Origin of the sequence: Paracoccus sp. NFXS7 (genome assembly GCF_040148865.1) — a bacterium.
Taxonomy (GTDB): Bacteria; Pseudomonadota; Alphaproteobacteria; order Rhodobacterales; family Rhodobacteraceae; genus Paracoccus; species Paracoccus marcusii.
Map to the genome: position 1 here is coordinate 232,239 of NZ_JAKEKV010000006.1, position 18,873 is coordinate 251,111.

Below are 18,873 nucleotides of genomic sequence, written 5' to 3' on the forward strand. Positions count from 1 at the left end.
ATGGAGCATCACGCCGCATCCCTGGCCTTCATCGCCTTCCTGCTGCTGCAGCGCGGAGCCGAACTGCTTGTCGCCCGGCGCAACACCCGCCGCCTGCTGGCCCAGGGGGCGGTCGAACATGGGGCGGGGCACTATCCATTGATCGTCGCGATGCACGCAGCCTGGCTGGCGGCCATCTGCATCTGGGGATGGTCCAACCCGGTCCACCCCGGGTGGCTTGCCGCTTTCGTGGTCCTGCAGGGTCTGCGGGTCTGGGTGCTGGCCAGCCTGGGGCCGCGCTGGACCACGCGCATCATCGTGCTGGACGCGCCGCTGGTGGCACGCGGGCCCTATCGCTGGATGTCGCACCCGAACTATGCCGTCGTCATCGCCGAGATCATCGTGGCGCCGATGGTCCTGGGCCTGTGGGGGGTCGCGGCCCTCTTCACCATCCTGAACGCCTGCGTGCTGACGATCCGCATCCGTGCGGAATCCCGCGCGTTGGCCGGGCGCTGACCGCGTCAGGCCTCGCGCGTCGGGTCGAAGGCCAGCAGCCGCAGGGCGTTCAGCGTGACCAGCACCGTCGCGCCGGTATCGGCCAGGATGGCAATCCACAGCCCGGTGACGCCCATGACCGTCGTGACCAGGAACACCGCCTTGAGCCCAAGCGCCAAGGCAACGTTCTGGCGGATGTTGCCCATCGTCGCCCGCGCCAGCCGGATGATCGCCGGCGCATCGGTAACGTGATCGCGCAGCAACGCGCCGTCCGCCGTCTCCAGCGCGACATCGGACCCCGATCCCATCGCGATGCCGACGCGGGCCTCCTTCAGCGCCGGGGCGTCGTTGATGCCGTCGCCGACCATCATCACGCCGCCCTGGCGGTTCATCGCACGGATCGCGGTCAGCTTGTTCTCGGGCAGCATGCCCGCGCGATGATCCAGCCCGATTTCCCCCGCGATCGCGGCGGCCGTGCGGGCGTTGTCGCCCGTCAGCATCGTCGCGCCCAGGCCCATCGCCGACAGCTGGCGAATGGCGGTGGCCGCATCGGAACGCGGTTCGTCGCGCATCGCGATCAGCCCCAAGGGCTGTCCCGTCCGAAACACCGCGACGACGGTCCGGCCCTGTTCCTCAAGCGCGGTGACGCGTGACAGAGCCGCGGGGTCGACGCCGCCCGCCTCCGCGGCGTGAGAGGGAGATGTGACCCAGGCGGGCGCGCCGCCGACGGTGGCCACCGCCCCACGTCCAGGCAAGGCACAGGCATCCCGCGACGCGGGCACCGAAGCGCCTGCGGCCTGTGCCCGGGCAACGATCGCCTGCGCCAGGGGGTGACCCGATCCGGCCTCGACGCCCGCGGCGATGGACAGCAGGTCGATCTCGGCGACGCCCGGTGCCGGGATCAGGTCGGTCACGACCGGGCGCCCGCGGGTCAGCGTGCCGGTCTTGTCGAAAACGACATGCGTCACCCGCGCCGCCGCCTCGATCACGGCGCCGCCCTTCATCAGCAGCCCCCGCCGCGCCCCCGCAGACAGCGCCGATGCGATCGACGCCGGGACAGAGATCACCAGCGCGCAGGGGCACCCGATCAGCAGCAGCGCCAGACCGCGATAGATCCAGGTGGTCCAGTCCTGCCCGAAGGCCAGCGGCGGCACCAGGATCACCAGCGCCGACAGCGCGATGATCGCAGGCATGTAGATCCGAGAGAAGCGGTCGATGAACCGCTCGGTCGGGGCGCGCGCGTCTTCGGCGTCTTCGACGAGGCGGATGATGCGGGCGATGGTGTTGTCGCGGGGTTCGCGCGTCACGCGCATCCGCAACGCGGCCTGGGTGTTGATCGCGCCGGCAAAGACCGCGTCGCCCACGCCGCGGGTCTGCGGAACGCTTTCGCCGGTCACGGGGCTTTCGTCGATGCCGCTGGTCCCCTCGATGATGTCCCCATCCGCGGGGATGCGGTCGCCGGGGCGGATCAGGACCACCTGCCCGATCGTCAGGCTGTCGGCGGGGACGGTGCGTGTCCCGCCCGACTGCTCCAGCATCGCGGTCTTGGGCACCAGATCGGCCAGTGCGCGGATGCCCTGGCGGGCCCGGCCGGCGGCGACGCCTTCCAGAACCTCGCCCACGGCGAACAGGAACACGACCAGCGCCGCCTCCTCGGCCGCGCCGATCAGCAGGGCGCCGCCCGCGGCGATGGTCATCAGGCTTTCGATCGTGAAGGGCTGGCCCATGCGCAGCGCCGCAACGGCGCGCCAGGCCACCGGGGCCATCCCGATCAGGCAGGCCGCGACGAATGCCGCATACCCGCCGCCCGCGGGCGTCAGCAGCGCCACGATCCAGGCAAGCGCCAGCAGCAGTCCGGTCAGCACCACCAGCCGCCCCTTGGCCGTCCGGTACCACGACGGGTCCGCACCCGTCGCGGGGCGGACCGCCTGTTCGGGCACGTCATCGACCGCCACCGTCGGCGCGATGCCATAACCCAAGGCCCGGACGACCGCCTCGATCTGGTCCGATCGGGTGATGCCGGGGTCCAGATCGACGCTCAGCCGTTCGGCCATCAGCGCGACCCGGGCCGCGCGGACGCCGGGCATCCGCTCGACCGCGCGCACGACCTTGGCCGTGCATCCGGCGCAATCCATGCCCGTGACGGTCCATTCCCGCCGGTGTGTCGTGTCATCCGTCATGTCGCATCCTGCCATGGGTCTTTTCGTCCTGTAGCCAGGAAGATAGGATCTCTAGCAACTAGAGCTTCAAGGGGTGTTTCATGCTCAGCATCGGAAAATTGAGCGCGGCCACCGGGATCAAGGTGCCCACGATCCGCTATTACGAAAGCATCGGCCTGCTGCCCGAACCCGAACGCAGCGCGGGGAACCAGCGCCTCTTTGGTCGCAAGCAGCAGGAGCGGCTGGCCTTCATCCGCCACGCGCGCGACCTTGGCTTTCCGCTGGACAGCATCCGCGAGCTGCTGAGCCTGTCGGATCGTCCCGACATGCCCTGCGCCGCCGCCGATGTCATTGCGCGGCGCCAGCTGCAATCGGTCCGCGACCGGATCGTCCGGCTGGAGGCCCTGCAGCAGGAGTTGAGCCGCATGCTGGCCCAATGCGCGCATGGGACGATCTCGGACTGCAAGGTCATCGAGGTGTTGGGCGATCACGTGCATTGCCAGCACGACCATCACGGCGATGGCGTGCCGTCATAGGCGACATTTCTCCGTGGCGGTGACTGCGGGCGCTGCTTTCCATGCTTCCACGAGCTGCCGGCCTGGCTCAAGGCGTTGGTGCTAATCGGCTATGTGCCAGATGATCCTGCTTGCGATGCGAACCGCACAGAATTCCGCCGATCACAACGACCCGGTGATATCCGGGCCAGATCGCAGTCGTCATGACCCTGTCAAGGACGCCGTCTGCACAACCGACGATCACGCGGAACGCCGCCCGGCGACCGATCCTTGCCCGACCAAGGCGCGACACCGGCGCGCTTTCGGCGACCCCTGTTCTGTCGTAGAAGGCGGGATGGCCCGTCGGAGCCCAGGCAGCGCCGCGGGAATAACCGGCATCCGCCCCGAACTGCCCGGAAGGACCGATGAAGACGCAATCCCCCACGAACATCGCGCAGAACGCCGCCCGGCGCAATCTGGCACAGCTGAACCGCATGCGCTGGATCGCGGTCGCGGGACAGCTGCTGGCGATCTGGGGGACGGTCGTCCTGCTGGACGTGACGACGCTGCCATGGGGGCAGATGCTGCCGGTGGTCGGGTTCCTGATCTTCCTGAACCTGTTCTCCGCCTGGCGGCTGCGCCGGGGGCACCCGATCACCGACCTGACCGTGACGGCCGAACTGCTGATGGATGTGGCCAGCCTGACGATCCTGCTGTATCTGTCGGGCGGCGCCTCCAATCCCTTCGTGTCGCTGTTCATCCTGCAGGTCATCCTGGCGATCGTGCTGCTTCCGCAGTGGCATGCGGCGCTGATCCTGCTGGCGACGATCGCGGCGCATTTCTGGCTGACCGGCAACGGCGTGCCGCTGCCGCTGCCGCATCTGTGGCACGGGGCGGGGCCCAGCTTTCTGGACCTGCACCTGCAGGGGATGTTCCTGTCCTTTCTGCTGGCCGCCAGCCTGCTGACCTGGTTCGTCACCCGCATCACCGCGAACCTGCGCGATCGCGACGCCCAGATCCAGGCCCTGCGTCAGCAGATGCTGGAGGAGGATCACCTGGTCCGTCTGGGGCTGCTGTCCAGCGGGGCGGCGCATGAATTGGGCACGCCCCTGACCACGCTTGCAGTCACCCTGGACGACTGGCAGACGCTTGGCGCGCCGCAGGGGGACGAGCTGGACGACAAGATCGCCGTCATGCAGCGAGAGCTGTCGCGATGCCGCCAGATCGTGTCCGAGATGCTGCTGTCATCGGGCCAGGAGCGCCTGGACGAGGCGCAGGCGATGCGCGCGCGCGCATTCCTGGAGGCGGCGATCGAGGGACTGGCCCTGCCCGTTCGGATCTGCTTTGACATGCGGTGCGATCCGGTGATCATGGCCGATCCGATGCTGGAACAGGCGGTCCGCCAGCTGGTGGACAATGCCGCCGAGGCGGGCAGCCGCAACATCCGCATCTCTCTGTCGCCGGGGGGGCCCGAACAGCTGGCCTTGGTCATCGAGGATGACGGACCGGGTTTTCCCGACGCCATCCTGGCCGACCCCGGCCAGCCGTTCCAGAGCGACAAGGGCGGCGCCGGGCGAGGTCTGGGCCTGTTCCTGACGGGCAATGTCATGCGCCGCCTGAACGGAGAGATGCGCCTTGCCAACCTGCGGCACGGCGCGCAGGTGACCCTGCTGCTGCCAACATTGGAGACCGCCGCATGACCCGCCGCCTGCTGATCGTCGAGGATGATGCCGCGCTGGCCGCGACGCTGACGGAAAGCTTTGCCCGCCGCGGCTATGACGTCCGCCATGCCTCATCGACCGACGAGGGGATCGCGCTGGCGCAGCAGAGCCCCCCGGACCTGGCGCTGGTCGATCTGAAGCTGCCCGGGCGGAGCGGGCTGGAATGCGTGCAGGCGCTGGCCGGCATGGACCCCGCGCCCCGCATCGTCGTGCTGACCGGGTTCGCCAGCATCGCCACCGCGGTCGAGGCCATTAAGCTGGGCGCGGCCCATTACCTGGCCAAGCCCGCCACGACGTCCGAGATCGAGGCCGCCTTTGCCCGCGAGGCGGGCGATCCGTCCGTCGAGGTCACGGCACGCCGCACCAGCCTGCGCACCCAGGAATGGGAGACGATCCAGTCGACGCTGCGCGATTGCGACTTCAACATCTCGGAAGCCGCGCGGCGGATGGGCATGCATCGGCGCACCCTGGCGCGCAAGCTTGCCAAGCGGCAGATCGGCTGATGGGCTGATGGGCTGATGGGCTGATGGGCTGATGGGCTGATGGGCTGATCGCAGTGGCGGTATGGGTGGCCGATGCCAAGGGCCGGGAACGCTGACGCACGCCCGATCGATGGCGGGTCTGATCGATGCCACGGACCGTCTAACGACCGTGCGGCCGGTGAATGAAGACCAGCAGGAAGGCCAGCCCCGCCGCCATCGCGAACCAGGTCAGCGCATAGCTGAGATGGCTGTTCGGGAAGGACACGACGGTCAGCCCCCCGATGGGCGCCCCCTGAACCGGACCGCGGTCCAGGTCCAGGAACCACGGCGCGACCGGATCCAAACCGACGGCGGCGCCGATGGCCTGCGTATCGCGCGAGAACCAGCGCCCCGCCTGCGGATCGTTGTCGCGCAGGAAGGCCCCGCCCTCCTGACTGGCGCGCATCAGGCCGGTCAGGACCTGATCCGGCGCAGCCGGCGCGGGGGCATAGTCGTCGGTCCCGTCGGCCGCGACGAAGCCGCGGTTGACCAGCAGGGTCCAGCCCTGATCGGTCCGGAACGGCGTCATCACCCAATAACCCGCGCCCAGGGCCGTGACGGCACGCACCAGCGTGTCCGAGGCCTGAAGATAGCGACCGGACAGCATGACGCGGCGGTATTCGAACGTGTCGTCCCCCGCCACGGCCTGGGGGGACGGCGCCGCCACCGGGGCGGCGGTGACGGCGGCCTGGGTCCGCGCGATCAGGTCGCGCTTCCATTCCAGCCGCTGCACCTGCCAGACGCCCAGCGCCAGGAAGATCAGGCACAGGGCGGTGCCGGGGATCACGATGCCCCATCGGACCGGTCCGCGCCACGCCGCCATGTTACGTTCCGAAGCCGGACAGCTGCGGCATGCCGTCATGGTTCATCTGGGGCATCATGTTGGCGTTCATGTTGTGCATGACCCACAGCGACCCGGCCAGGATGATCACCACCACGACGACGGTGAAGATCAGCGCCATCATCGTCCAGCCTTCGTCGGACCGGCCGTTCATGTGCAGGAAGTAGACCATGTGCACCAGGATCTGGATCGCCGCTGCGCCGATCACGATCCCCGCCGTCAGCAGGCGGCTTTCCAGGCCCCCGGCCATGACTAGGCCGAAGGGGATCGCGGTCAGCACGACCGACAGGATGAACCCGATGACATAGGACCGATAGGTGCCGTGGTCATGGCCGTCGGGGTGATGGACATGGGCTGCGGTCTTGGCATGTGCGGTGTCGGCCATCAGATCATCCCCAGCAGATAGACGAAGGTGAAGACGCCGATCCAGATGACGTCCAGGAAGTGCCAGAACATCGACAGGCAGGTCATCCGCCGGATGTTGGCTCCGGTCAGCCCGTGCCGGGTGATCTGGACCATCAGGGTGACCAGCCACAGGCAGCCGAAGGCCACGTGCAGCCCGTGCGTGCCGACCAGCGCGAAGAAGGACGACAGGAAGGCGGACCGCTGCGGGCCTGCGCCCAGATGGATCAGGTGGTGGAATTCATAGATCTCGACCGCTAGGAAGGCGAGGCCCAGGACCAGGGTCGCGCCCAGCCACATCATCGCCGGACCCTGCCGGCCCGCCAGCGTGGACAGCATCGCGAACCCGAAGGTCAGCGACGACAGCAGCAGGAAGGCGGTGTTGATGGCGACCAGGTGCAGTTCGAACAGCGCCTGCGGGCCCGGGCCCGCGGCATAGCTTTGCCCCAGGACGCCGAAGACGGCGAAGAGGACGGCGAACATCAGGCAGTCGCTCATCAGGTAGATCCAGAACCCGATGGTCGTCGAGGCCCCCTCCTCGTGGTGATGGGGTTCGGTGTCCCAGTACTGGACGTCGGTTGCGGTCGCGGGTGTCATCATGTCCTCCGATCAGGCGCCAAGCGCCGCCAGCTGGCGGTCGCGCGCGGCCTCGGTCCGTGCAACCTCTTCGACCGGAATGTGGAAGTCGCGGTCATAGTTGAAGGTATGGGCGATCGCCACGGCGATCATGCCGATGAAGGACGCCGCCGCCAGCCACCAGATGTACCAGACCAGCGCAAAGCCGCAGACCGTCGCCGCACCCGCCAGGATCACGCCCGTGCCGGTGTTGCGGGGCATGTGGATGGGCAGATAGGTTCCCTGCGGGCGGGTCTGGCCGACCTGCTTCATGTCGTTCCACGCGTCCAGGCCGTGAACGACCGGCGTGAAGGCGAAGTTGTAGGCCGGCGGGGGCGACGAGGTCGCCCATTCCAGCGTGCGCCCGTCCCAGGGATCGCCGCTTTCGTCCACCAGCTCCTTGCGGCGCCAGATCGAGACGCCGAACTGCATCAGCATCGCACCGATGCCGCCCGCGACCATCGCGACGCCCAGGCCGGATATCGCGAACCAGATCCACAGGTCCGGGTCGTCGAACACGCGCATCCGCCGCGTCACGCCCATCAGGCCCAGGATGTAGAGCGGCATGAACGCGAACCAGAAGCCCACGACCCACAGCCAGAAGCTGATCTTGCCCCAGAAGACGTCCAGCTGGAAACCGAAGGCCTTCGGCCACCAGAAGTTGATGGCCGCGAACAGGCCGAACAGCACGCCGCCGATGATCACGTTGTGGAAATGCGCCACCAGGAACAGCGAGTTGTGCAGCACGAAGTCCGCGGGCGGCACGGCCAGCAGGACCCCCGTCATGCCGCCCACGGTGAAGGTCAGCATGAAGGCCACCGTCCACATCATCGGCAGGTCGAACCGGATGCGGCCGCGATACATGGTGAAGATCCAGTTGAACAGCTTGGCCCCCGTGGGAACCGAGATGATCATCGTGGTGATGCCGAAGAAGGCGTTCACCGACGCGCCCGACCCCATCGTAAAGAAGTGGTGCAGCCAGACCAGATAGCTGAGGACCGTGATGCAGACGGTCGCATAGACCATCGAGGTATAGCCGAACAGCCGCTTGCCCGAGAAGGTCGCCGTGACCTCGGAGAAGACACCGAACAGCGGCAGGATCAGGATGTAGACCTCGGGGTGGCCCCAGATCCAGATCAGGTTCACGTACATCATGGCGTTGCCGCCAAGATCGCTGGTGAAGAAGTTCGTGCCGACATAGCGGTCCAGCGTCAGCAGGACCAGCGTGACCGTCAGCACCGGGAAGGACGCGACGATCAGGATGTTCGTGCAAAGCGCCGTCCAGGTGAAGATCGGCATGCGCATGTAGTCCATGCCGGGCGCACGCATCTTGATGATGGTCACCAGCAGGTTGATGCCCGACAGCGTCGTCCCCACGCCCGCCACCTGCAGGCCCCAGATGTAGTAGTCGACCCCGACCCAGGGGCTGAAGCCGATGCCCGACAGCGGCGGAAAGGCCAGCCAGCCGGTCTGCGCGAACTCTCCCACGAACAGGGAGGCCATGATGATCACCGCGCCGCCCACCGTCATCCAGAACGACAGGTTGTTCAGGAACGGGAAGGACACGTCGCGCGCGCCGATCTGCAGCGGCACCAGATAGTTCATCAGGCCGGTGATGAAGGGCATCGCCACGAAGAAGATCATGATCACGCCATGCGCCGTGAAGATCTGGTCGTAGTGGTGCGAGTTCAGGTAGCCCTCGGACCCGTTGAAGGCCAGCATCGACTGCAGCCGCATCATCACCGCGTCGGCAAAGCCCCGCAGCAGCATGATCAGCGCCAGCACCATGTACATGATGCCGATCTTCTTGTGGTCCACGGTGGTGAACCATTCGTGCCACAGATAGCCCCACAGGCGATACTTGGTCAGCACCGCCATGAGGCCCGCACCGCCGATCGCGACGACGACGAAGGTCGCCCACACGATGGGGTCCTGGGGAATTGCGCTGAGGTTCAGACGGCCAAGAAGAAAGGTCGTGCTGTGGTCGATCGTGGCCATGGTTCTTATCCTGTCTCTCGGCTCAGAGCTCGTCGGCGTCGGGGTCGCGCGACAGGCCGGTCAGCACCCGGGCGGGGCGGCGCAGCATGTCGACCAGCCCGGTGCCCGGATGGTCCAGTCCGTGTCCCCGCAGGGGCGCGGCGTCGACGGGGGGCGGCGGCAGGTCCGCCCGCAGCGTCAGCATCAGATCCTCCTCGGCGGGCGAACAGAACCCGCTGACGTAGAAGGGTTCCCAGCCCAGGGTGGGCGCGCGCTCTCCGCGCTGCGCGACGCGGTCCTGGACCAGCGACTGCATGTTCATGGTGCCGGCCAGGCCCGTGCCGCCCTGGCGGTCCAGATCCATCATCTCTGCCATGCAGATCTTGCCGTCCTCGACGCACATGTTGACCACGCGCGGGAACAGCTGCGCATCCACCGCGCCATAGCGGTGGGGCGCGACGTTCTCGGAGGGGCGCGCCAGGTCCAGGTACTCGGCTCGGTCCAGCTCTCCGCCGGCCTCGCGTGTCTCGGCCGCCCACTGGTCGAAGTCGGCGTCGGTGATGGCATGGGCCTTGAACCGCATGCCCGAGAAGCCCGCCCCGGAATAGTGCGACGCCATGCCCTGGAACGTGCCCTCGGCATTGAAGATGCCGTGCAGCGTCGTCTCCATCCCCGGCATCGAATAGATCATCCCCGCCATCGACGGGATGTAGAACGCGTTCATGACCGAGGACGATGTCAGGCGGAACTCGATTGGGCGGTCCACCGGCACGACCAGTTCGTTGACGCTGGCCACGCCCTGTTCGGGATAGATGAACAGCCATTTCCAATCCAGCGACACCGTCTCGACCACCAGCGGGGTCTGGTCCGTCAGCGGCGTGTCCGCCGAGACGCGCTGGATGGGGCGGTACGGGTCCAGGTGGTGCGTGCCCACCCATGTCATCGCGCCAAGCGCGATGATGATCAGCGCGGGGATCGCCCAGATCACCAGTTCCAGCTTGGTCGAATGGCTCCAGTCCGGGGCATAGCTGGCATCGCGGTTCCGGGCGCGATAGCGCCAGGCGAACAGCACGACCAACACCAGCACGGGGATGATGATGATCAGCATGATCCCCGTCGCCCAGACCAACAGGTCACGCTGCTGGGCCGCGATGTCGCCAGTGGGGGCCAGGACCTCGGCCTTGCAGGCCGAGAGCGCCATCAGGGGGATCAGCCAGGGGGCTCGCTTGATTATCCGCATCATAGCTTCATCAATCCGGGTCAATGGCACGGTCGTCTGCGCGCCGGGTGATTCGCCTTCGAAAGTCGAGACGGTGTTTTGAAGGCAGGCGGTATTGCGTCGGGGCGGCGGGCGACATTGGACAAGTTGACCTATGACAACTTGTCCAATTCCAATCCGGCCGTGCCACGGGCAAGGGAGCGGGTGCCCGGATCATTCCGGCCGTGCACCCCGCGTCAATGCAGCATCTATCAGGAGGCGTCTTGCCATGGCGACGTCAACCCACACCGGCTCCCGGCTCAATACCGGCCAGGACGCGGACGACCACCACGTCTCTCCCTCCGACATCGCGGTCGGCGTGATCATCGGCCGCACGTCCGAGTTCTTCGACTTCTTCGTGTTCTCCATCGCCTGCGTGCTGGTCTTTCCGGCGCGCCTGTTCGGCTTCCTTGACCCGGTCGAGGGGACGCTTGCGTCCTTCGTGCTGCTGGCGCTGGCCTTCGTCGCGCGTCCGGTGGGGACGGTGATCTTCATGGCCGTCGACCGCGCCGTCGGGCGCAAGGGCAAGCTGACGGCCGCGCTGCTGCTGCTTGGGACGTCGACGGTCGCGATGGGCCTTGTGCCCAGCTATGACACGCTTGGCTGGTGGGCGATCGCGATCATGGCTCTGCTGCGGATCGGTCAGGGCCTGGCCCTTGGTGGAACCTGGGACGGTCTTCCGTCGCTGCTGGCCCTGTCGGTCAGTCGCGAAAAGCGCGGCTTCTATGCGATGATCCCGCAGCTTGGGGCGCCCATCGGCCTGGCCGTGGCGGCATTGCTCTATGCCTATCTGCTGATCAACGTCTCGGCGGACGAATTCGTGGACTGGGGCTGGCGCTATCCGTTCTTCGTGGCCTTCGCCATCAACGTCGTCGCGCTGTTCGCCCGCCTTCGGATCGTGGCTTCGCCCGAATTCGACGACATGCTGAACTCCAGCGAACTGCGCCCCTCGCGCATCCGCCCGACGCTGAAGCAGGACGGCAAAAGCATGATCCTGGGCATCTTCATGCCCTTGGCCAGCTTTGCGATGTTCCACATGGTCACGATCTTCCCGCTGTCCTGGGTGTTCCTCTATTCGAACGATCCCCCCGAGGCGGTGCTCTATTCGCTGATCTGGGGTTCCGTCGCGGGCATCGTGTCGATCGTGGCCTCGGGCTACATCGCCGACAAGATCGGCCGCCGCCGCCTGCTGATGCTGGGTGCCCTGGCGATCGGCGCCTTCGCCGTCCTGGGCCCGCTGCTTCTGGCCGGCGGACGCGAGGGAGCCACGACCTACATCGTGCTGGGCTTCGTCCTCCTGGGCCTCAGCTTTGGGCAAAGCTCTGGCGTCATCGCCTCGCTCTTCGGCAAAAAGAACCGCTACACCGCCTCGGCGCTGGTGGCGTCGCTGTCCTGGATGTTCGGGGCGGGCTTCGCCCCCCTGACGGCCCTGTCGATGTCCAGCGTGCTGGGCCTGTGGGCCGCGGGCGTCTATCTTGGATCGGGCGTGATCTGCACCGTGATCGCGATCCAGTCGTCCCGCAGGGGCCAGATGGAGATCACCGACGAATAAGATCCCGCCGCGTCTTTCGGCGCGGCGAGACCTTGCACACGTGCCGCCCGGACAGCTTCGGTCGTGTTCGGGCGGCGTCGATACCAGTCATGTCGACCGCTGCTCCAAGACATGAGGAGCGATCTACTAGCACGCAGACCGGCGGTCCGGCCAAGGCGGTTTCGACGTCAGGAAATTGCATTTCGCTTTACAGGACCCATCGCGCCTCTTTCATAAGCGAAGATTTCTGACGGTCAGCACGGATTGTCTTTGGCCCTCCGGTACCATCTGCTGAGCACAGAATGACAACGACCCACCGGCACGCAGATTGGACAGCGGCATCACGCCACGCCTGTCCATGCTGAAAAATCGAATGGGCGCAGTTGCCTCGCCTGTTCTCCCAGACCGATTTGACGTGCCTCGCGCCTGTTCACCCATGACGTTGGCGGTGAACGGGTGCCCGTAAATTATGCGGAAGGGGCCAGACCGACCAGCGATGCGGCGTTTCCATTTCCGGTCTGCCGCCCCGCGATATCGCGATCTGGCAGAACCGACCTCGAATGCTCAGACGGCGCCGAAACCGGCGATCAGTCTTTGAAATGCACTCTCTCCCATGATCTGTATGGAATGCCCTGCATCCCGCATCTGCACGGCCTTATGGTGCTTGGCGCTGCGCAAGGCGCCGTCGTGTTCGAGCAGGTCCTGATCCCCCACGACGAGGTGGGTGGTCTGCCGTGTCACACCCGCCCTGACATCCATCCCGGATCGCGCCGCCATGTCCGCCGCCATTGCGCGCGGCATGCCAAGTGTGCCCGTGAAAACCACCGTGGACCCCGCCAGCGGCCCCGCGGGATTTCCCGCCAAAGTGATCGCAGGCGGCTGGCGCTTTTTCACGACCGGCTTGATCAGGTCGTCGAAGGGCAGGCCCAGGCGGCGCTCGGCATGCTGCACGACCATGGCCGCCGCGCGGGCGTCCTCTCCCGCGTCGTGGTGGTGGAACCGAAGGTTCAGCACGCGTTTGAGGTTTGCCAGCCCATGCCCTCCGTTCCCCTTCAATTCGGGCCAAGCCCGCCTTGCGATCGTGACGCTGTCGCTCCAGCGCAGATCGGGAACGTTCAGGCCGCAGGTCCGGCAGGCGGCATTCATCGCCTGCTTGTCAAAATTGCTGTGCTGCACAAGCTGATGGCGCGTCAGCAGGGGCAGCAGCATCTCCAGCGCCTCGGCAAAGCCGGGGGCCTGTGCCACATGGTCCGGACCGATGCCGTGCAGACGAATGTTGAACGAGTCAAATCGCGACCTGGGGTTGACCAGCATCGAAAACGTCTGAATTTCGCCATCCGGCTGCACGCAGGCCAAGCCGATCTGACAGATGCTTGCCGCGTCGCTGCACGCCGTCTCGACGTCCAGCGCGACGAAGCGAAAGTTGCCCACGGGAACCTGATCGGCATGGCCGAAGGCTGGCCTGGCAGCCTGCAGATCGATCCCGGACGTCGGCAGACCGCGACCCGCCCCGCGTCGATCACCAGGGTGTGCGTCGGGCATGGTCCCGAAAGGCCGATCGAACCGGGTCATGCAAATCCTCGCCACCAAGGCCGCCGCGTCACGTCAGACGGCTCCGACATGGTCGGACATCTGCCGGCACGGTGCAACCGCTTCGCAGCGTCAGTTCGGCCGCGATGCATTGACGATCGGATGCCCTCCGGTTCGCCTGACCAGATACCACGATTGCAGTGCAGCCACGTCCCTGGTCAGACAACCCTGCCCCGCGGGCCGACGCCAAGCCCGGCGGCGACTATGCAAACCTACCCCTTAAGTTGGGCAAAAGGCGTGCCGGGGATCGGCACGCCTTTCCGATCTTCAGGCGACCAGCGCCTTTCGGTTGCGGGCATGGCGTTCCGCTAGCTTTCGTCCCAGCCGCCCGGTCAGCATGGGGCGCACGGCCGCACGCGACGTTCCATCGGCCAGGTCCGGGAACAGGGCCAAGATTTCGGCACGCGCCTCGACGGGAACCGCCTTCAGCGCCTCCTGTCCTGTGTGAAGCGACTCGGTCTCCGCACCGTTGGACAGGACGATCTGGTGGTCGTCGAACAGGAAGTGGACATAGGTCACCTCGGCCAGATCGTCGGCCACGTCGATGCCGTCGGCGGCCATCAGCTGCTTGGCGGCGACCAGGACCTCGGGCGCGCCGACCATGCGCGTGGCGATCTTCGATCGCACCAGGATGCGGTGCTGTGGCGAGACGATCAGATCGCTGCTGGGCAATGCCTGGCCCAGGGCGCCGGCGCGGATGCGGATGGGCGCAAGTGCGGGCCGATCCGCCAAGGCGGCCGCATCGATGACGCGCTGACCGATCCAGCGGATGGGCTGCGCGCCGTTGTCGCGGGTCAGCACCATGTCGCCCACCTTCAGCGCACCGGCCGGCACGGGACCGTCCACCGTCTGGATCAGCGCGTCCGACCCGAAGCACAGCACAGAGGTCGAGCCTTCGGTCAGCTGCGCCGCCGTCACCGCCGTTCCGCCGTTCTGGATCCTCAGCGTGACGTTTTCGGCAAAGCCCGCATCGGTCCGGATGCTGTTCAGCACCCCGTCATCGGCCTGATCCGCCCTGAGCCAGCCCAAGGCGGAGTTGTAAGGTGTCAGCCCCGCCGACACCCGCTGCGCATTGATGATCGCCAGGTTGTCATCGTTGTAGAAGGCCGTCAGATCCACGCTGTCGTTGTTGGCCGGGTCGCCGGTCGTGAAGTCGGTGATGAGATCGCCGTTCGACACGACGAAGACGTCGTTCCCCGCGCCACCGGTCAAGGTGTCGGCGCCAGGGCCGCCGTCCAGATAGTCATTTCCGTCGCCACCCAGAAGAACGTCGTTGCCGGCGCCCCCCAGCAGGCTATCGTCGCCGGTGCCGCCGCTCAGCTGGTCGTCGCCCGTGCCACCCAGCAGGGTGTCGTTGCCCGCACCGCCGGCGACGGTGTCGTTTCCGGCCCCCGCATCGACATAGTCGTTGCCCTCACCCGCATCGACAAGGTCCTGCCCGTCCCCCGCGTTGACGACATCCGCACCGCCACCCGAGACGATCGTGTCGTCGCCCGCCCCGCCATCGATCGTCTCGGCACCAAGGCCGCCGGTAAAGCTGTCATTGCCCGCACCCAGGGCGAAGCTGGCGGCCGAGGTGTTGGTCGCCGCGTTGACCGTATCGGCCCCCGCGCCTGTGGTGATCGCCTCGATGGTATTGAAGCTGGCCGTGCTGCCACCATTGGCAAAGGTGCCGGTGCCGTTGGTGAACGTGACCGTGGACGCGCCCGTCAGCGTGGCCCCTGACAGCGTGTCGCTGCCCGCGCCGCCGGTGATTGTGTCGCTGCCGAACGTTCCGGTCAGGTTGACCAGGTCGTCGCCGTCGCCCGCATTGATGGTATCCGCGCCGGAACCGCCCGCGTTGATCGTGTCCGCCCCGGCGCCCGTGGCAAAGCTTCCCGCGGCGGTCCCGCTGATGGTGACCGTATCGGCGCCGGCGCCGGTGGTGACGGCCTCGATGGTGTTGAAGCTGGCCGTGCTGCCTCCGCTGGCAAAGGTGCCGGAGCCGCCGTTGAATGTGACGGTGGACGCGGCCGTCAGTGTCGCCCCGGACAGCGTGTCGCTGCCCGCGCCGCCGGTGATGGTGTCGTTGCCGAACACCCCCGTCAGGTTGACCAGGTCGTTGCCTTCGCCCGCGTCGATCAGATCGTTTCCAAGGCCGCCGTCGATGGTGTCGCTGCCCGCGCCCGCGCGGATACGGTCATCGTTGAAATTGGTGCCCGCGCTGGTCAGCCCGTCATTGCCGTCGACCCGGTCGGAGCCGCCGGCGGCAGGCTCTACATAACTGGGACCGATCAGGTCGGCCCCGGCCGTGCCATCGACAAATCCATCGTCGAATATCCCAAGCTGGCGGTCGATCAACAGGTTGACGTCATTATTTGCCACCGAATCCAGCCGGATCGACTGGATCGGCTTGAGCGTCAACGCCGCGTTCGAACCCGTGGCCGGCGGCGGCGCAAGAAACAGTTCGCCCGTTTCCGCCTGCACAACCAGCAGCGTCACGTTCGACGCGGTCGAGCCATCCGCATAGGTCACGGTGCCGTTGTAATTGACCAAGGCGTCAAAGTTGAAGGTCTGGACTCCGGCGCCAATGTTGGTCGTAAAGCGATCCGCCGATGTGCCGACGGCCGTATCCGTGTCCAGCGCATTGTCGCTGCCGCTGCGGTTGATCATCGTTGCAGAGGTGATGCTGTTGTAGAGCGGCGCGCCTTGCGAACCGAACACCCGGGGCCCCGAACCGGACGCGGCGGTCAGGAGGCTGGATGCGTTTTCGGCGCCGGCAATTACCTCTGACGGGTCGACCGTGACGATGCCGCCGGTGGCGTTGCGGGGCGTTCCAAGAGAGATCCAGTTGAAGGTCGTCGGCATGATGTATCCTGTGTCCAGCCCATGGTCCGGGCATGATGAAGAGACACCGCGGATCGCGGCGCCGGCTCAGACATGAATGTGCACTAGGTACGAATGGGCAGACGGGTCCGCGAATGCGGCCTTTCCCGGAACTGCCCGGCAGTCTGCGTCATGGAGGGCTGTCGCCGTGGCGCATGTCTGCGGATTGCACGGGGGTGCGGAGTTTGGACAGGCAAGCGTGCAACCTTTGCAATCGGGTTGTTGTCAGTCGGTGGTCTGCTTTGCTCGACCACCACCATGAAGGTTCGGCGTAGCAAGACACCGTTAACCAATCAACTCACGATTGTATTTGTCGGCACATTTGCGCCGGTGATGGCGAAATCGTTACCATGCACCTGACGACGATGCGACGGGGCCCATGGGGTTTATGGTCACCGCAGGACGCTTGGTACGGTGTGCTTGCCATCCCACTCAGCCAGCCGCACCCCAAGATGGATGACATAGCGGGCCACGGCGCTGTGCGCATCGTCAGGCGCCAGATATCCATCCAGCGTCAGATAAATGGCAGCCGCATTCCGATATTCTTCCTCGGAGGTGATTTCAGCAGCCCCACCATAAAGGTCGAAATAGGAGAGGATGGGATCAACCTGGGTTTCGGGCACGCCCGCGGCCACGAACCGGTCGCGCAGTTCACGATCGATCATCAATCACCCAGGTAGCGCGCGGCCCTGTAACCCGCACCTCACTCAACCGTTCATTCATTTCGCGGCATTCTCCATCACCGCGTTGCTAGGTAGCGCTTCCCACCGTTGTAAGGTCAAGACACCTACGACACTGCGATCAATTGTGATCGCTTTGTCTATCCTAAAGCGACGTGTCGGACCTCATTGGAAGGACGTTGCTCCAAAAATTGAAACTGTCGTAAGTTTTGCAAATTATTTGTCGCTCTATAGTAAGCAGTCTCAGGATGCCGCGTTCTGGTCTAAAATATTGCGAACTATTCGGGCAGCGGCCGAATCAATTGCATATTAAGTTCCGGAGAATTGAGTTCATCTATCCAAACTTCGGTCGATAATAAGTCTGTGGCTGAACCTAGTCAGCATTGGCACAATCCGGCCGCTTGCATCAAATTTTCATTGTTGATTCAGCCTGAAACTATTAAATCGTGACGACTGCGAGGAGCATACCGTTTTCGTGTACGGGTACCGTAGCAATGGGCAATCAGCTGTTGCGATGCGCCGAAGTGTTGAAACCGGTGTAACACCCCGGTCGTGACGCTCTCAACGCGTTCCGAAACATACCGACAAGCGCCAACTTCAGATTGCAGGCCATAATCCATCTCGTGGAACACATCAGGTGTTCATCTTGTGGAGGTACGTACAGGCCAATGCACAGCATTCGATAACAGGAACGCTTTCACGTGAAAAGCATGCGATGGCGGCAGGCCACGCCTGGAAGTGCACTCGATCTGAGGTTCCAAATAAAACAGCCTACCTGCAGGCCGTGGTGGGTAGCAGGAAAGAAAGCAACGTCGCGACAAGATGCAAGTCAGGGCGGCGGTGCGGAACGCAATAACCGTCAGCTCGACGTTCCTCCCGCTCCGGTTCAGATAAAAATCCTTTTCCTGGAACATCAGGCGGGGGTTCCGGTTCAGACGCTGCACAGACCAAGGCTTGATCAATGGCGACGATCCGAAAGAATACCACGCGCGCGCGACCCAAATCAGACACAAAGTCGAAGGCCGCAAAGCACGTGCCTCCGATGAAAAGCAGGTCGGCCATGTCGGCGCCCGCCTTTCTGGACAAACTGATAGAGTCCAAGGTCGATCAGGCGATACGGCTGCTGAAGAATTACAGGAAGAGCTAAACGCATTCAGGAAGCACGGCTTGCAACCTTGTGCATAGCTTCGATCGGGATGCATTTCCATCGTCGACCGTATGAATTGATATTGCTAAGTTCATCTTCCACTGATCGTTAAATGCTGCCGCAACTTCCTTACCGCCGAGATAATACGTTCAACACGTTAAATATGGCGGGCCAGGGTTGCTGATCTGCTACGGAATTTTTCCTTCACTGAGGTGCTCCCCATTCTTTTGACAGGATCTGGCGCTTTTCAAGCTCTGATCTGCTCCTGCTGATCGGGTTGCGTTGCTTCTCCTGTCAGTGAGGAGACCACTGCCGGCGGTCGGCCGCCAGGGGCCTTGTGCGGCCGGCGGTGGTTGTGGAATTCCATCCAGTTGCGGACACGGGTGCGTGCCTGTGATCCGGTCTCCCAGGCATGCAAATAGACGCATTCGTATTTCAAGGCGCGCCACAGGCGCTCGATGAAGATGTTGTCCAAGGTGCGCTTGCGAACGCCTTTGCCATCCATCGAGATGCGGACGCCCGACCGTCGCAGGCGGTCTGTCCAGGCAAACGACGTGAAGTGGGACCCTTGGCGTCGCATGGCCGCTTGGACCGATGG

The 18,873-nt window shown here is 65.2% G+C and carries 15 protein-coding genes and 1 pseudogene; 5 read left to right on the plus strand and 11 right to left on the minus strand.

Annotated features, from left to right (window positions below):
• Complete coding sequence (locus LZ686_RS12190) at nucleotides 1–495, plus strand: isoprenylcysteine carboxyl methyltransferase family protein (RefSeq protein WP_252928162.1); 495 nt, start codon at nucleotides 1–3, stop codon at nucleotides 493–495.
• 5 nt (nucleotides 496–500) lie between these two features.
• On the opposite strand, the gene LZ686_RS12195 is transcribed toward LZ686_RS12190, so the two are convergent.
• Nucleotides 501–2,654 (minus strand): heavy metal translocating P-type ATPase, encoded by a 2,154-nt coding sequence (locus LZ686_RS12195; protein WP_349547965.1) that lies wholly within the window; start codon nucleotides 2,652–2,654, stop codon nucleotides 501–503.
• Nucleotides 2,655–2,734: 80 nt separating this feature from the next.
• On the opposite strand from LZ686_RS12195, the gene LZ686_RS12200 reads away from it, so the two are divergent.
• From LZ686_RS12200 to LZ686_RS12210, 3 genes are all read left to right on the plus strand, one after another.
• Nucleotides 2,735–3,169 (plus strand): MerR family transcriptional regulator, encoded by a 435-nt coding sequence (locus LZ686_RS12200; RefSeq protein WP_349547966.1) that lies wholly within the window; start codon nucleotides 2,735–2,737, stop codon nucleotides 3,167–3,169.
• A 383-nt stretch (nucleotides 3,170–3,552) separates the two neighbouring features.
• The gene (locus LZ686_RS12205) at nucleotides 3,553–4,827 is read left to right on the plus strand and encodes an ATP-binding protein (RefSeq protein WP_349547967.1); all 1,275 of its coding nucleotides are present in this window, start codon (nucleotides 3,553–3,555) and stop codon (nucleotides 4,825–4,827) included.
• Complete coding sequence (locus LZ686_RS12210; protein ID WP_139597638.1) at nucleotides 4,824–5,351, plus strand: response regulator transcription factor; 528 nt, start codon at nucleotides 4,824–4,826, stop codon at nucleotides 5,349–5,351. Before LZ686_RS12205 ends, LZ686_RS12210 begins: the two co-directional genes overlap by 4 nt.
• 139 nt (nucleotides 5,352–5,490) lie before the next feature.
• On the opposite strand, the gene LZ686_RS12215 is transcribed toward LZ686_RS12210, so the two are convergent.
• From LZ686_RS12215 to cyoA, 5 genes are read right to left on the minus strand one after another with little or no spacing between them, the layout of a single operon-like run.
• Nucleotides 5,491–6,192, minus strand: coding sequence for an SURF1 family protein (locus LZ686_RS12215; RefSeq protein WP_349547968.1), 702 nt, complete (start codon nucleotides 6,190–6,192; stop codon nucleotides 5,491–5,493).
• A gap of 1 nt (nucleotide 6,193) precedes the next feature.
• A complete protein-coding gene (gene cyoD, locus LZ686_RS12220) occupies nucleotides 6,194–6,595 on the minus strand; it encodes a cytochrome o ubiquinol oxidase subunit IV (RefSeq protein ID WP_139597635.1) in 402 nt (133 codons plus the stop codon).
• Nucleotides 6,595–7,209, minus strand: a complete 615-nt coding sequence (cyoC, locus tag LZ686_RS12225; RefSeq protein WP_295169565.1) for a cytochrome o ubiquinol oxidase subunit III — start codon at nucleotides 7,207–7,209, stop codon at nucleotides 6,595–6,597. Before cyoC ends, cyoD begins: the two co-directional genes overlap by 1 nt.
• 12 nt (nucleotides 7,210–7,221) lie before the next feature.
• The gene (cyoB, locus tag LZ686_RS12230) at nucleotides 7,222–9,225 is read right to left on the minus strand and encodes a cytochrome o ubiquinol oxidase subunit I (RefSeq protein ID WP_349547969.1); all 2,004 of its coding nucleotides are present in this window, start codon (nucleotides 9,223–9,225) and stop codon (nucleotides 7,222–7,224) included.
• 22 nt (nucleotides 9,226–9,247) lie between these two features.
• Nucleotides 9,248–10,447 carry a ubiquinol oxidase subunit II gene (cyoA, locus tag LZ686_RS12235; protein ID WP_349547970.1) on the minus strand — a complete coding sequence of 400 codons (1,200 nt, stop codon included), beginning with the start codon at nucleotides 10,445–10,447 and terminating at the stop codon, nucleotides 9,248–9,250.
• Nucleotides 10,448–10,691: 244 nt separating this feature from the next.
• On the opposite strand from cyoA, the gene LZ686_RS12240 reads away from it, so the two are divergent.
• Nucleotides 10,692–12,014, plus strand: a complete 1,323-nt coding sequence (locus tag LZ686_RS12240; protein ID WP_045983266.1) for an MFS transporter — start codon at nucleotides 10,692–10,694, stop codon at nucleotides 12,012–12,014.
• A 543-nt stretch (nucleotides 12,015–12,557) separates the two neighbouring features.
• Here LZ686_RS12240 and LZ686_RS12245 read toward each other — a convergent pair.
• The 5 genes and pseudogenes from LZ686_RS12245 to LZ686_RS12265 all read right to left on the minus strand — a co-directional run.
• Entirely contained in the window at nucleotides 12,558–13,565 is a 1,008-nt protein-coding gene (locus LZ686_RS12245) for an exonuclease domain-containing protein (RefSeq protein WP_349547971.1), read from the minus strand.
• Nucleotides 13,566–13,850: 285 nt separating this feature from the next.
• Nucleotides 13,851–16,430 carry a Hint domain-containing protein gene (locus LZ686_RS12250; protein WP_349547972.1) on the minus strand — a complete coding sequence of 860 codons (2,580 nt, stop codon included), beginning with the start codon at nucleotides 16,428–16,430 and terminating at the stop codon, nucleotides 13,851–13,853.
• 410 nt (nucleotides 16,431–16,840) lie between these two features.
• The gene (locus LZ686_RS12255; protein WP_139597631.1) at nucleotides 16,841–17,113 is read right to left on the minus strand and encodes a hypothetical protein; all 273 of its coding nucleotides are present in this window, start codon (nucleotides 17,111–17,113) and stop codon (nucleotides 16,841–16,843) included.
• Between the two features lie 786 nt (nucleotides 17,114–17,899).
• Nucleotides 17,900–18,190 carry a hypothetical protein gene (locus LZ686_RS12260; RefSeq protein ID WP_349547973.1) on the minus strand — a complete coding sequence of 97 codons (291 nt, stop codon included), beginning with the start codon at nucleotides 18,188–18,190 and terminating at the stop codon, nucleotides 17,900–17,902.
• A 398-nt stretch (nucleotides 18,191–18,588) separates the two neighbouring features.
• Nucleotides 18,589–18,873: pseudogene (locus LZ686_RS12265) on the minus strand (integrase core domain-containing protein); the annotation flags it as partial.